The organism is Bacillus sp. SRB_331 (assembly GCF_003264175.1).
Taxonomy (GTDB): domain Bacteria; phylum Bacillota; class Bacilli; order Bacillales; family Bacillaceae_G; genus Bacillus_A; species Bacillus_A mycoides.
Genome location: NZ_NADV01000001.1, coordinates 124221 through 139600 on the forward strand (window position 1 = coordinate 124221; position 15380 = coordinate 139600).

The 15380-nt window shown below is 34.9% G+C and carries 11 protein-coding genes; 8 read left to right on the forward strand and 3 right to left on the reverse strand.

Annotation, left to right across the window (positions count from 1 at the left end):
• Window positions 1-11 precede the first annotated feature (11 nt).
• The 3 genes from alsD to B5P42_RS00755 all read left to right on the forward strand — a co-directional run bounded on the left by alsD (window position 12) and on the right by B5P42_RS00755 (window position 3228).
• A complete protein-coding gene (alsD, locus tag B5P42_RS00745) occupies window positions 12-770 on the forward strand; it encodes an alpha-acetolactate decarboxylase (RefSeq protein WP_113733386.1) in 759 nt (252 codons plus the stop codon).
• Window positions 771-988: 218 nt separating this feature from the next.
• Window positions 989-2068, forward strand: coding sequence for a tetratricopeptide repeat-containing glycosyltransferase family 2 protein (locus B5P42_RS00750; RefSeq protein ID WP_113733387.1), 1080 nt, complete (start codon window positions 989-991; stop codon window positions 2066-2068).
• Window positions 2069-2118: 50 nt separating this feature from the next.
• A complete protein-coding gene (locus tag B5P42_RS00755; RefSeq protein ID WP_113733388.1) occupies window positions 2119-3228 on the forward strand; it encodes a glycosyltransferase in 1110 nt (369 codons plus the stop codon).
• Window positions 3229-3407: 179 nt separating this feature from the next.
• On the opposite strand, the gene B5P42_RS00760 is transcribed toward B5P42_RS00755, so the two are convergent.
• Window positions 3408-4022, reverse strand: coding sequence for a DNA-3-methyladenine glycosylase (locus B5P42_RS00760; protein ID WP_044444668.1), 615 nt, complete (start codon window positions 4020-4022; stop codon window positions 3408-3410).
• Between the two features lie 134 nt (window positions 4023-4156).
• Between B5P42_RS00760 and B5P42_RS00765 the strand changes: the two genes are divergently transcribed.
• The 4 genes from B5P42_RS00765 (at window position 4157) to B5P42_RS00780 (ending at window position 12766) form a co-directional block, all read left to right on the forward strand.
• Window positions 4157-5029: a Cof-type HAD-IIB family hydrolase gene (locus B5P42_RS00765; protein ID WP_000640394.1), complete on the forward strand. Its 873-nt coding sequence runs from the start codon at window positions 4157-4159 to the stop codon at window positions 5027-5029.
• A gap of 418 nt (window positions 5030-5447) precedes the next feature.
• Window positions 5448-9308: an MSCRAMM family protein gene (locus tag B5P42_RS00770; protein WP_181458768.1), complete on the forward strand. Its 3861-nt coding sequence runs from the start codon at window positions 5448-5450 to the stop codon at window positions 9306-9308.
• A 140-nt stretch (window positions 9309-9448) separates the two neighbouring features.
• Entirely contained in the window at window positions 9449-10939 is a 1491-nt protein-coding gene (locus tag B5P42_RS00775; RefSeq protein ID WP_002010930.1) for a coproporphyrinogen III oxidase, read from the forward strand.
• 270 nt (window positions 10940-11209) lie between these two features.
• A complete protein-coding gene (locus tag B5P42_RS00780; protein WP_113733389.1) occupies window positions 11210-12766 on the forward strand; it encodes a fatty acid--CoA ligase in 1557 nt (518 codons plus the stop codon).
• 157 nt (window positions 12767-12923) lie between these two features.
• Here the strand turns inward: B5P42_RS00780 and B5P42_RS00785 are convergent, their stop codons facing one another.
• Complete coding sequence (locus B5P42_RS00785) at window positions 12924-13529, reverse strand: DedA family protein (RefSeq protein ID WP_044444670.1); 606 nt, start codon at window positions 13527-13529, stop codon at window positions 12924-12926.
• Window positions 13530-13728: 199 nt separating this feature from the next.
• Window positions 13729-14361 (reverse strand): GNAT family N-acetyltransferase, encoded by a 633-nt coding sequence (locus B5P42_RS00790; RefSeq protein ID WP_113733390.1) that lies wholly within the window; start codon window positions 14359-14361, stop codon window positions 13729-13731.
• 79 nt (window positions 14362-14440) lie between these two features.
• Here B5P42_RS00790 and B5P42_RS00795 point away from each other — a divergent pair, with 79 nt between their 5' ends.
• Window positions 14441-15289 (forward strand): MerR family transcriptional regulator, encoded by an 849-nt coding sequence (locus B5P42_RS00795; protein WP_113733391.1) that lies wholly within the window; start codon window positions 14441-14443, stop codon window positions 15287-15289.
• Window positions 15290-15380 lie beyond the last annotated feature (91 nt).

Here is a 15380-nt window from a genome sequence, read left to right on the forward strand (position 1 = left end):
GCATGAGTGAGATGACAGTTGCGCAATTAATTGATATTGATGCAAAAAGAACGAAAACGAATAATGAAGTATATCAAACATCTACAATGCTTGCGCTATTAGATGGTATATATGATGGTGTTATTAACTTTGAGGAATTGAAAGAACGTGGTGATTTCGGCATCGGCACATTTGATCAATTAGATGGTGAAATGATTGCATTTGATAATGAGTTTTATCATTTACGTTCAGACGGTTCAGCAGAAAAAGTAGACCTGGAAGAAACAACACCGTTTGCGACTGTAACGTTTTTTGAAAAAGAAATGAGTTATAAGATAGAGCGTCCGATGAATCGTGAAGAAGTGGAAGCATTATTACATGAGTTAATGCCAAGTAAAAATTTATTTTATGGTATTCGAATGGACGGTACGTTCCGTGAAGTTAGAACGAGAACTGTTCCAAGACAAGAAAAACCGTATACGCCGCTCGTTGAAGTGACGAAATCACAACCGATTTTTTCGTTTAAAGATACAGAAGGTACGCTAGCTGGATTTTGGACACCAGATTACGCGCAAGGTATTGGTGTAGCTGGTTTCCACTTACATTACATTGATGATGAAAGAAGCGGTGGCGGACATGTTTTCGACTATGTTGTAGAAAACTGTACGATCCAAATTTGTCAAAAAGCTCATATGCATTTAGCACTTCCTGAAACAGCTGATTTTATGGCAGCTGAATTATCAAGAGAAAACTTAGAGAATGATATTGCGACCGCGGAAGGTGCGGAGTAAAAAGGAATCGAAATTATGTATTCTCTATATAAAGAACCGAAGTCTTGTTCAGGCTTCGGTTTTTTTCATTGATTTGCAATCTTCGAGTGAAATTCCCCTATCCAATTTCACTGCACCGCCTCATTATGTTTCTTTTGTAAAATGAAAACTCAATTTTGAAGCAAAAGAAATATAAATTTCTCTTCAAACATATACATCAAAAGGATAGGGGGGATATGATGGAAAACTCCATTACTATTAGTTTATGCATGATTGTAAAAGATGAAGAACAAACTATATCAAAATGCTTAGAATCGGTTAAAAGTGTTGTGGATGAAATTATTATTGTAGATACAGGTTCAACAGATGCTACAAAAGAAATTGTGAAGAAGTACGACGCGAAAGTTTATGATTTTCAATGGATTGAAGATTTTTCAGCGGCACGAAATTTTGCGTTTTCTAAAGCTACAAAAGAATATATTCTTTGGCTAGACGCAGATGACATAATAGATACGGAAGATATAAAGAAATTGTTGCAGTTAAAACATACGTTAGATCGTAGTACGGATGCAGTATCTATGAAATATTATTTAACTTTTGATATAGAAGGAAATCCAACACATTCTTTAAGGAGATATCGATTAGTCAACAGAAGTAAAAATTTTCAATGGTATGGATTTGTTCATGAATATTTAGAGGTGTATGGAAATCTTATAAATAGTGACGTAGGGGTAAGTCATAAAAAAGAAAAAGCATATACTAATCGTAATTTGAAAATATATGAAAAACATCTTGAGAGTGGAAAAGAATTTAGTCCCCGTGATGTGTACTATTATGCAAATGAATGTAAGGATCACAGATTATTTGATAAGGCTGTTAAGGGGTATTCTAAATTTTTAGATGAAGAAAAGGGTTGGGTTGAAGATAATATTCAAGCTTGTTTAAAAAGAGCCGAATGTTATTTAGAATTGGGAGACTTAAAAAAATCTATACAGTCTTGTTTACAATCATTTACGTATGACACGCCTAGAGGAGAACTTTGTTGCCACTTAGGACGTGTATTTTTGCAACAAAACGAATATTCCAAAGCGATATATTGGTACCATGCAGCAATTGACGGGCCACGACCAAAGGATTCTCCGTTTGTCCGAGAAGAGTGTCATACATGGTTGCCGCATATTCAACTATGTATTTGTTATGATCGAATAAAAGAATATGAAAAGGCAATTTATCATAACGAACAAGCTGCACAGTTCATACCTAATAATCCAAGCATTGAATATAATAGAAAATATTTTGATAGTTTATCGGAAAAATAATATTTAATAATACTAGATAATCATTTTGGCTGCTGAGAGGAGTTTGATTCATGCTCACAAGTATAATTATATTGACTCATAATCAATTACAATATACAAAAGAATGCATCCAAAGTATTAGAACGTATACAGTGGAACAAGAGTATGAGTTAATAGTTGTGGACAATGCGTCAACAGATGGTACTGTAGAATGGTTACAAAAACAATCGGATATTATGCTAGTGAAAAATGCGGAGAATATGGGGTTTCCAAAGGGATGCAATCAGGGGATTAAAGAGGCAAAAGGTGATAATATTCTATTATTAAATAATGATGTGGTCGTAACTGAAAATTGGCTAAGCAACTTAATTCGGTGTTTATATGAAAGTAAGGATACTGGAGCGGTAGGGCCCATAACTAATAATGCCGCTTACTATACTGCTATACAAACTTTTTATAAAGATATTGAAGGAATGCAGAAGTTTGCAACTTTATATAATCAAAGTGATAAAAATAAATGGGAAGAACGTATGAAATTAATCGGATTCTGTATGCTTATAAAAAAATCAGTGTTAGATGAAGTTGGATTATTAGATGAACGATTTACACCGGGGAATTATGAAGATGATGATTTGTCACTAAGAATGTTTGAAAAAGGATATAAACTGTATTTATGTAAAGATACATTTATTCATCACTACGGAAGTGTCTCATGGAAAGAAGATAGTATGAAATTTTCTGTAGTTTTACATGCAAATAATATAAAATTGTATGAAAAATGGGGATTTTATGGTGAAAGTTTATACATTCATTATGATTTACTAGCAATTGTAGATCGATTTGCGCCTGATCAAGTGAATATTCTTCATATAGGAGCTGGATGTGGTGCAACTTTATTAGAAATGAAAAGGCGTTATCGAGCAGTTTCCATATTTGGAGCAGAAATTAATGAAAAAGCAGCAGCTCTTGCAAATAGGGTAGCTCCTACAACTTCTGCTGAGTATGACAAGTTACATGAGGTATTTACAGATGAAAAATTCCAGTACATTTTGTTATCACATCCTATTGAGCCAGCGAAATTACCGCAGGTCATACAATCTATGTCACAACTTTTAACGCCAACAGGAACTTTCATTATGTCGAAATTCAATTTAGATAATTATTATGCATTAAAAAAATAATGCTTTTAAGATTTTCTCTTTGGAGATGAGCTGTATTTGGCAATGTTGGAGGAACAACGGTTTCTTTTATAGAAACAAAACCGAAATCCGAGCCCGGATTTCGGCTTTTCGACGTGTGATGAATTACGAAAAAAGAGCTATCCTATAAGTTGGTTTCACTGACTTATAGGATAGCTTCTTTATTTTGAAACAAACGGATGCTTTTCATAATAAAACCGCCATGGATAGTGAACGGCTTCTTCTGCATAATCAATATTAATACGAGGGCCAGCTATTATGTTATGTGTGGATGATAAATGGTCTTCTTCAGGAACTAATTCAATATGTAACGTATCACTTTGAAGTGATACGCCGCGCTCTTCTAAAGTGATTCCGAGCGCGCGGCATAGTTTTCCGGGGCCATTTGTTAAGTTTTTATACTGAGCTTTCGTAATGTCGGTTTTGTTGTAGCGCGCTAGTTTCATGTCTTCGATTCCATCTACAGGTTCAAGAGCACGAATGAGAACTCCTTGCGGGGTGCCGATTGGTGCTGTAATTACGTTAAAGCAATGATACATGCCGTAAATTAAATATACGTAAGCATGTCCGGGTGCACCGAACATTACTTCTGTTCGATCAGTCCGTCTGCCTCCGTAACTATGAGCGGCCTTATCATCTGGACCTTTGTATGCTTCTACTTCTACAATAATTCCGCTCCGCTTTATGCCGTCTACAATATGAACGAGTTTATGTCCGAGTAACTTCTTTGCGACCTCTAACGTATCGCCTTCATAAAAAGAAGAAGGTGCCTGCATTGTACTATCTCCTTTGCCAGTTGTATATGTATATAGTAAACCAAATTTTCAGTAGTAATTCTAACTCGTTCTATTTACTACATTTATTTCATAAATTATGGATAGAGTACAACAGCGAAGAGGGGGAGTGCGACATGATTTATCGCTTACTAGCTCTTAATATAGATGGGACACTACTATACAACAACGGAAAAATCGCAAAAGGGATACGAGAAACAATTGACTTTGTGAAAAGAAAAGATGTATACGTTACATTATTTACGAATCGTAATTTTCAATCTGCTCATAAAATAGCGAAGGCGTTAAAATTAGATTCTATATTAGTTACGCATGGCGGTGCTTTCGTTTCAGCATCGTTAGATAAGCCGTTCGCTCAAAGGAGATTATCTGAAGAGAAAACCTTTAATATTGTGCAAGTGTTAGAGCATTTTGATTGTAATGTTCGCATTTCTCATGAACGATATTCAATTGGGAATCGTGAGAGAAATACACCAAACTTAATTGCGCGTACTGTATTATCAAGCGCAGATCCGTTATTTTATCCAGTCCAATTTGTAGATTCGCTAGGGGATGCACTGCGTGATCATCCAGTAGCTGCGCCAAAAATTGATATTGTTTTCCATACGAAAGGTGAAAAAGAAAGAGGGATGAATACGTTAAAAAAGGCATTTCAAGATGTAGAGTACGTCGAGTGTGATGAAAGACATATAGAAATTCTCCCTCAAAATGTATCAAAACTACGTGGTTTACAATTACTTGGGGAGCATTTAAATATTAACCTTAGTGAAATGGTTGCGATTGGAGATAGCGTAGAAGACTTAGAGGTAATTGAAAATGTTGGGCTTGGGGTAGCGATGGGGAACGCTCCTGTAGAATTAAAGCAAGCGGCGGACTGGATTACACGTTCTAATACTGAGAACGGCGTAGAGTACATGATTAAAGAGCATTTTCGTAAGCAATTCCCGCTTCCTTTTTTAAAGAATCATAAACATACACCGAAACGATGAAAAAAGAAACGTAGCATTTTGGCTACGTTTTTTTGTCGACTTTATTTGAAAAGTTTAAATCAATATTCCAATAAGAAATGAAAGCGTTTCAGGGGATAAATTGTGTCTGGAATCTATACAATTCACTTGAATACTCTAGGAAACTACTGTAGAGTGGATGATGTTGCCGAAATAGTTACACCACATGAAATATTCTTCAGATTAATTTTATTGAGCTCCCGTACGTAAAAACATTTCCGCGTGATAGTTTAGTTCACGTATTATCTCAAAAATGAATTGTAGTAATTTTATTAATTAGTTGTAGAGTTTCTTTGTTTTATTTAAATGGATTATTTTAAATTAATGTGAGTAAGACTTGGTACATATGAAATGTACTTCTTTTGTGGGTTTAGGAAGTTTAAAAGGGGGAATGAATTTCTTGAGGAAATCATTTAATCAAAAAGTAAAAAAAATAAGTAGTAGTTTTATAGTTGTATTACTAATATGTATGAATTTTTTAATCCATTTACCATTTAAAGCAGAGGCAGCTACAACAGAATTAAAAGGTTTAGGTGATGTATCTTATTACAACGCCATCATTTTTGGAGATCATAGTGCAACGAGTGCGGATATTGAGGGTGCGATGGCTGTTCAAAAAAATATGAACGCATCAAGTTATACAGTCGTAGCGGCTGCAACTGGAGCAAACAACTTAGCTGGAGCAACATGGAAAGATGAAGGATATCCATCATTATTACTAGGTGGTCAATTTACGAAAGCGGGAGCAGGACAAGTAATCATTCAAGATGGAACAGTGGCGATGACAAAAGATGGTGACCCAGAAGGTGCAATGAAGTCATCTTATGACCGTATCTCTTATAAAGAGCAAGCAGAGATTGATGCCAAGTTCAAAGAATTTAGAAAAGACGTTGATGGTGTAATTGGAGATGCGAGTCAATTACATACTGATAAACCAAAACCTAATATGAGTTTTGGCATCGGAGAGGATGTAAACAATCCTAATATTTATGTTTCTTCAGGCTTAACAGGAAAGAAAACATTTGATGTAAGAGATGTTTATCTTCCGAATGTAAATAACAAAGACTTTATTGTTATTTATTCAGACGCAGAAGAAGTGAATTTTGGTAGCGGTGCAATTTTGTACGATACGAAAAATACTGGGATGGCAACAGACTTAATTAATACATCACAAGCATATGATCCTAATTCACCTTTTACTGAGTTAGCTAGTAAAGTAATTTGGGCGTTTCCGAATGCTACAAAAATATCAACAAAAGGATATGGCGTAGTAGGAAGTGTATTTGCTCCAAATGCTGTTGTAGAGACAAAGGGTGGTTCTATTAATGGACAAGCCTATGTTGGGGGATTACACCAAAGAGATGGGTTTGAGGTTCACAATTTTAAATTTAACTGGCCGAAATGGAAAAATCCATCAGTTGAAAAAGGAAATTTACAAATTAAAAAAGTTGATGCAAACGATGAAAACATTGTTTTAAAAGATGCGAAATTTGATGTTATAGACAAAGACAATAATGTTGAGGCTAGTGTTACAACGAATGAAAAGGGTATTGCTGAAGTCAAGGATTTACCACTTGGTGACTATTTTGTAAAAGAAATAAGTGCACCAGAAGGATATATAAAAGTTGATACACCAGTAAAAGTAACAATTAATAGTACAAACGTAATTGAAATTGTTATGAAGAATACGAAAAAAGTAGAGAATGGTCAATTTAAATTGTTGAAAAAAGATAGTGAATCTGGTCAACTTCTACCAGGTGCAAAATTTGATGTTATAGATAAAGATGGAAATGTTGTTGAAACAATTATTACAGACGGTAAAGGTGCAGCTTTATCAAAACAACTTCCAGTTGGAACATATACATTAAAAGAAGTTGAAGCACCAAAAGGTTATGAACTATCATCTAGCTCAGTTCGTGTTGATGTAGAGGCTAATAAAGTAGTTACTGTAGATGTGTTGAATAAAAAGATCGTTGAAAAAGTAACAGGTCAATTTGAAATCGTAAAAGTAGATGCGAATGATAAAACGAAGCTATTATCGGACGCAGAGTTTGAAGTGTATAAAGATGGTAAAAAAATAGATACATTACGAACAGATAAAACAGGTAAAGTAATCTCTAAGAAATTAGAACCAGGAAAATACACGTTAAAAGAAACGAAAGCACCAAAAGTATATAAATTACTAAAAGAAGAAATTGAAGTCGTTGTGGAAGCAAACAAAGTAGTACAAGTACAAGTAGAAAATGCGAAAGAACTAGGAAGCTTACAAGTAATCAAAAAGGATGCAGAGAGTGGAAAAGTTCTAGAAGGCGCAGAATTTAGACTGAAAAACGAAAATGGTCAAGTAGTTGGGGAAGCGAAAACAACGAATAAAGATGGTGTTGTGACATTCGAAAACTTAGTGCCAGGAAAGTACACGTTAGAAGAAACGAAAGCGCCGGAAGGCTACAAAGCGGTAGAATTAAAAGTGGAAGTAAATGTTGTAGCAAATGAAGTAGTAAAACAGGAAGTAATGAACGAAAAAGTTCTGGGTCAATTTGAAATCGTAAAAGTAGATGCGAATGATAAAACGAAGCTATTATCAGATGCAGAATTTACTGTGTATAAAGATGGTAAAAAGGTAGCAGAGTTGAAAACTGATGAGAGTGGAAAAGCGATGTCACCGAAATTACCATTAGGTGAATACACAGTGAAAGAAACGAAAGCACCAGCAGGTTACAAGATTTCAAATAAAGAATGGAAAGTAACAATTCAAAATGAGAAAGAAGTAGTAAAAGTAGAGGCAGAAAATGAAAAACTCTTGGGCTCTCTACAAATTATTAAAACAGATGACAAAGATCAAGCGAAACGTTTAGCAGGCGCAGTATTTACATTGAAAGATGCTAAAGGAAATGTTGTAAAAGAAAAAATTACAACAGATAAGTCTGGAACGGTTAAAGTAGAAGGACTAGTACCGGGTGAGTATACGTTAGAAGAAACAAAAGCACCAGAAGGTTATGAGTTAACAAAACAAGTAATTCATGTAACAGTCGACGGTGAAAAAGTTGTTGATGTAAAAGTAACGAATAGTAAGAGCCTTGGTCAATTTGAAATCGTAAAAGTAGATGCAAACGATAAAACGAAGCTTTTATCAGACGCAGAATTTGAAGTGTATAAAGATGGTAAGAAAGTAGAGATGTTACAAACAGATAAAACAGGTAAAGTCATCTCTGGAAAATTAGAACCAGGAAAATACACGTTAAAAGAAACGAAAGCACCAAAAGGATATAAATTACTAAAAGAAGAAATTGAAGTCGTTGTGGAAGCAAACAAAGTAGTACAAGTACAAGTAGAAAATGCGAAAGAACTAGGAAGCTTACAAGTAATCAAAAAGGATGCAGAGAGTGGAAAAGTTCTAGAAGATGCAGAATTTAAATTAAAGAATGAAAATGGTCAAGTAGTTGGAGAGGCGAAAACAACAAATAAAGATGGTGTTGTGACATTCGAAAACTTAGTGCCAGGTAAGTATACGTTAGAAGAAACGAAAGCGCCAGAAGGCTACAAAGCGGTAGAAGTTACAGTAAAAGTAAATGTTGTAGCAAATGAAGTAGCAAAACAAGAAGTATTGAATGAAAAAGTGAAAGAAAAAATCACAGGTCAAGTAGAAATTACAAAGATAGATGCTAATGATACAGATAAAAAATTAGAAGGTGCAGTGTTTGAAATTCTGAAAGATGGAATAAAAATAGACACATTAACATCAGATAAAAATGGTAAAGCAACTTCGAAGAAACTGGAACCAGGAGATTACGTTTTAAAAGAAGTCCAGGCTCCAGAAGGATATAATTTATCTGATAAGGGAATTGAATTTACGATTTCTAATGAGAAAGTAGAAGTTATAAAGCTTCAAATTACCAATGAAAAAGAAACAGGAAAAGGTCCAGAGAAACCAGGTGGAGAGACAGAAACACCAGGTGGAGAGACAGAAACACCAGGTGGAGAGACAGAAACACCAGGTGGAGAGACAGAAACACCAGGTGGAGAGACAGAAACACCAGGTGGGGAAACAGGAACACCAGGTGAAGGAATAGAAAAGCCAGGTGAAGGAACAGAAAGCCCAGGCGAAGAAGTAGAAAAGCCTAACTTACCAGAAAAAGAACAAGGCGGTTCTAACAATCAAAAACTTCCAGCTACAGGGCATAATACGGATTACCTTCCATTTATAGGTGTAATTCTGGTGTTATTAGGAATACGTTTAAGATTTATGATTAAAAATAGCTAATAGGTTTATAAAAGGCATAAGAGAAATGTTATCTCTTATGCCTTTAAGTTTTTATAGAAGAAATAAGGTAAAACCTTCTGTATTGACCTTCAAACGCCCTTCAAGTAAACTAAAGAGAGTTTGCAAATGAAAAGGTGATAATGTTGTTAATTTCAATTAAAACGTTACAAGATGATCGTTTTTTACGTCCGCTACAAAATATTGGCGGTTTATTTTTTGAAGAGAGCACGATAGGGTTTGAGAAAGAAGAAGCAAATCTTATCGTTGATATACAGATAGAAGGTAATGTGACAGCATCGGCTCGTTTAACAGATGTTGCAACCGGAAATGTATATGAAGAAACATTCGCAAAAGATTTATCTGCTTTCACAGAAGAAAAAGAACGTATGAAGCAAGTGAAACATGTTGTTTCTTACGTATATCTTTCTGTACTTCAACAGCTAACTGGACTTGAACAGAGCTGGGGAATATTAACTGGGGTACGCCCAACGAAACTTCTTCACAAACTGCTTCAAAATGGTATGTCAAAAGAAGAAGCGCATAAAGAACTTCGTGAAAGTTATTTAATTCATGAAGAGAAAATTGAACTTCTTCAGCGTATTGTTGATTGCCAATTAGCGGTTGTTCCGGATTTATACCGTTTGAAAGAAGAAGTAAGTATTTACATCGGTATTCCGTTTTGTCCTACAAAATGTGCGTACTGTACGTTCCCGGCTTATGCAATTAACGGACGCCAAGGATCAGTTGATTCGTTCTTAGGCGGGTTACATTATGAAGTTCGTGAAATTGGTAAGTTTTTAAAAGAAAAAGGTGTTACAGTTACGACGATTTATTACGGCGGCGGTACACCGACGAGTATTACAGCAGAAGAGATGGATATGTTGTATGAAGAAATGTACCAAGCTTTCCCTGATGTGAAAGATGTACGTGAAGTAACAGTTGAGGCAGGTCGCCCAGATACGATCACACCAGCAAAGCTAGAAGTGTTAAATAAATGGAATATTGACCGTATTAGTATTAATCCGCAGTCATACCACCAAGAAACACTAAAAGCAATTGGACGTCATCACACTGTAGAAGAAACGATTGAGAAGTATCATTTAGCACGTGAAATGGGAATGAACAATATTAATATGGATTTAATTATTGGTCTTCCTGGTGAAGGATTAGACATCTTTAAGCATACGTTAGATGAAACAGAAAAGTTAATGCCAGAATCGTTAACAGTTCATACGTTATCATTTAAACGTGCTTCTGAAATGACGCAAAACAAACGTAAATATAAAGTAGCAGGTCGCGAAGAAATTACTGCGATGATGCATGAGGCGGAAGAGTGGACGAAGAACCATAATTACGTGCCATACTATTTATATCGTCAAAAAAATATTTTAGGTAACTTAGAAAACGTTGGGTATGCAATACCGACGCAAGAAAGTATCTACAATATTGTTATTATGGAAGAAGTACAATCGATTATCGGACTTGGTTGCGGGGCATCAAGTAAATTTGTTCACCCACAAACAGGAGCAATTACACACTTTGCGAATCCGAAAGATCCAAAATCATATAACGATGGCTTCGTGAAATATACAGAAGATAAACTGAAAATTTTAGAAGAGCTATTCGTGTAAGAAGAAGGGGGTTGTTCCGATTTGGAACAGCCTCTTTTTATATTGTCAGTTTTTGTCGGTAAGTCGATATATTCGAAAAATAGCTGATATAAATTGAGTTGCGTTCGATATATTCAAAAATCGCCGATATAATTTCATTTACCATCAAACGGTCCATTTGTAAAACTATGTCGATAATAATCAGAAAAATTAGTCATATTATTAGAGGACAATGTCTACTTATAGACGAAATGATAGATTTATGAAAGAGAAAAGGGGGAAATTGTTGGCATGTACATGACGATAGGGAGAATTTTTGATTTGACAGTTGGCAAGTATCCGAATAAAGAGGCGTTAGTAGAACCAGAAAAAAATATTCGTTGGACATATAAACAGTGGGATGAGCAAATAAATAAAACGGCGCAAGCTCTATTGAAAGAAGGAGTAAGAAAGGGAGATTGTGTATCTGTTTACCTATATAACTGTCGTGAATTTGTAAACGTTTACTTAGCCTGTGCGAAAATTGGCGCGATCTTCAATCCAATTAATTTCCGCTTAAAAGCAAAAGAATTATCGTATATCCTCCAAGATGCAGCCTCGAAAGTAGTTGTCTTTGAAAAAGCAGTCGAATCAACTGTTGCTATGATTGAACGAGATTTTCCAAATTCGTCTTTTTGGTACGTGGAAGACGATACACCTTCCTATGCGAGTTCTTACCATGAAAAAGTAAATGAAGCATCAGCTGAAAAATTAGATATTGTAGTCGATGAAATGGATTATTGTTCTATGCTTTATACGAGCGGTACGACTGGTCATCCAAAAGGTGTACTACATCGCCATCGTGATATGGCTGAGCATAGTATGATTTGTACGTATTTCATAAAATATAACAGGGATAGCGCCGGGCTTGTGGTAGCACCTTTATATCATTGCGGCGAGTTAAATGCTGGAATCATACCGCGCATTCAAGTTGGCGGAAAGAATGTTATTTTACATCATTTTGATACGGATAGAGTATTACATACCATTCAAGAAGAGAAGATTACGACGTTTTTTGCAGCACCGACGATGTGGAATATGTTACTGCAAAAAGATCTAACTAAGTATGATTTAACTTCAATGAAAATCGGTGTATACGGCGGGGCTGCAATGGCACCGGCGCTAGTGAAGGAATGTAAAGAGCGCCTTTATATTGATCTTGTTCAAATTTACGGAATGACAGAAATGGGACCAGTTGTTGCGTTTCTCGTAGAAGAGGATCAAATTACGAAAGCTGGTTCAGCAGGAACACCGTGCTTTAGCCATGAAATTCGAATTGTGAAACCGAACGAAGATGGACCAGCAGAGCCAGATGATACGTTGCCTCCTTATGAAGTAGGGGAAATTATTTTGCGCGGTCCAACTATGATGGCTGGTTATCATAACCGAGAAGAAGCAAATGCAAAATCGATGTATAAAGGCTGGTATCATTCTGGTGATTTAGGCTACTTCGATAAAGACGGTTATTTATTCGTTGCAGATCGCGTTGACGATATGGTAATTAGCGGTGGCGTAAATATTTATCCTCGCGAAATTGAAGATTTCCTTCATAGTCACCCTGGTGTATTAGATGTTGCAGTACTTGGTGAGCCAGATGAACTGTGGGGAGAGCGTGTCGTTGCGGTCGTTGTAAAGAAAGATGAAAATATTTCAGAAGTCGATTTAGAAACGTATTGTAAAGAAAGTGATGAATTAGCAGATTATAAACGTCCGCGTCATTACTTATTTGTAGATGAACTTCCTCGTAATGCGAGCGGAAAATTACAAAAATTTGTGTTGAGAGAGTCGTTGAAAGGCGCGAAAAAATAGGGAGCTATCTTTACAAATAAGATTATCTTTTTTAATAAGGAAATAGTGTCAAGCTCTTGTGTTTTTAGTTTGAGAACGGGCTGTATATAAAAAGTGGAGACTATGTGTCCCCGCTTTTTATTATTCTTGTACGCATATAAGTTTGTTGATGAAAGATTTAATTTATACCTTTTAAAATCACATGTTTTATTTTTTTGCGAAATCGGGTGATTAGCGTAATGATAATAATACCGAAGATAATTTTCCAAATGTGTTGTTCAAGTACGATGAATATATCTTCTAAGTTTTCCCCTAACCAGTAACCACCGATTAGGAAGAAGGATACCCAAAATAGGGCACCTGAATAAATTGTCATCGCAAAGCGGCGAAACGGTAAGTTGATAATTCCTGCAAAGTATCCTGTAAAGTGGCGGACGCCTGGAATGAAAAAGGCGATAAAGATTAGAAAATATCCGTATTTATCAAACCACATTTTCGTTAAATTAATTTTTCGTTCTGTTAAAAATACATATTTCCCGTATTTCTGAATGAAAGGCATGCCAAGTTTATTTCCTAAAAAGTATTGGAATGTCATACCTACACTTGTCCCAATAAAGGATAAAATAATTAAAATTGGTAAACTCAAATCACCTTGATGTGATAAAAATCCTGCATAGGCTAATGTTGGCTCTCCTGGAAACGGAAGAGCAATATATTCTAAAAGTAATCCAATAAGTACTACATAATACCCATATTGCTGAAATAATTCTTGAATCCATTCCATGTTGTGCGCTCCTTTTTAAATTGAAGTTGTTACACATCTTCCTCTTTTTCACGCTAATCGAACTGAAACAATAGTAGTAGAAGAGTTTGGCTGGAGGATTTAAGCTAGTATGACTTTTTGACAACCACTCGCGAGTGATATCATACTTAATATAGCTCTTTGCTAAGTAGCAAAGAGCATCGAAGTGTAAATGTTACTATTAGTTAAAGTCATAGCGGTATAAAAATATGTTGAAATCTTCTTCTTTTGGTCCAAAATTCACTGCTTTTTCTTGTATACGTTGGAAGTTTTGTCTGTCATAAAATTCATAGTTGCATTCATTATCTGTATATAAATATAAAGATGTCACTTCTTCTTTTGTCATGTATTGGAATAAGTGATTTAATAAAGATTTCCCAACTCCAAGACCTCTAGATTCTTCGGATACGATGAATAATTGTATACAGCCTTGAAAATGATCTTCTTTTCCTTGAATTAGTTCTTTATATGTTTTTTGAACTTTTATAAATGCTTTTAAAAACTCTCTATTCTCTTTATTCGTCATGAATAGTTTCAGCGTGTTAAAGGCAAAGCTAACAGTATTATGGAATCTCTTTAAACGGTTTTTATCTTTTTCGGAATCGCCTAAAATGACACCGATAATTTTATTATCGTTTTCAGCTACCTTACTAAAGGAGCTTCCTAAAATGCAACTGTGTAGGTAGAAGTTTAATATTGAATTTAAAAATTTTTTATCTGTAATGAATTCATTAAATCCAAATGCCTCACCAATTAAATGTTTTATAGGCTCATAGTCTTCTTTGACAAGATTTCTATATTTTACTGTGTTCATAATCGTATACTCCCTTTATTAATGTAAATGACTTATTATAAATAGTAATGTCTCCTCTAAGGGGAGAGTCAATAGTTGCATGCGAAAAAATAAAAAGGAAGAGATTCAGGTGAAAACATTATTTTCTATTGGAGAAGTTGCAAAAATAAAGGATATTACGATAAAAGCGTTAAGGTACTATCATAAGATGGGGATTCTTATTCCAAAACATGTTGATGAATCAACAGGATATAGATATTATTCTATAGATCAATTCATTCACATTGATATTATAAAAAGCTGTAGAGAGTTGAATACCAGTATAGTAGAACTTCAAGAGATTTTTAAGGAATGTGATATGGATAAATTGTTGCAATTTTTACAATTAAAGAGGGCGGAAGCGGAAGAGCATATAAAGAAAATGAAAGAGGTAATTGAAACGATTGATGGGTTAAATGAGAAAGTAGGGAGTTCACAGGAAATATTAAAAGGTGATGAAGTGTGTATTCAGTTCTTTGAGCAGCGGAATGTGATTGTAGCGCCATGCAAAGAAGTGGGGAGTTTACAAGAGTTACTGTATTATTCTAATTTAGAGAAAATCATTCAAGAGTATGAAGATAAGATGTCAATGGAAATGGGTATTCTATATAATGTCAATGAAAAGTGGGATGTAGAACCAAAGTATGTTTTTAATAAAGTACAAGATCATGTACATATGGAAGAGATGCCAAATATAAAAGTATTACCGGGCGGGAAATATGTAACATTAGCGTATAGTAAAGAAAATGAAGAAGAACGCCGAAATACGCTAATTAAATATACAAAAGAAAATAATATAGAAGTGGAGAGTTTTATTGAAGTAGAGTTAGTTAATGATTTTTTTAATACGGAGTCTTATAGTTGTCAAATTCAAATTTTTATAGGGGATAGTGAAAATAAGAAATTTTGATTCTATAATTTTATGGATGGGACTGTCCAAAAAGCTTAATTTCAAAATGGATTTATGTTCTTATTGGGTTAAATTGCAACAGTGCATGAAA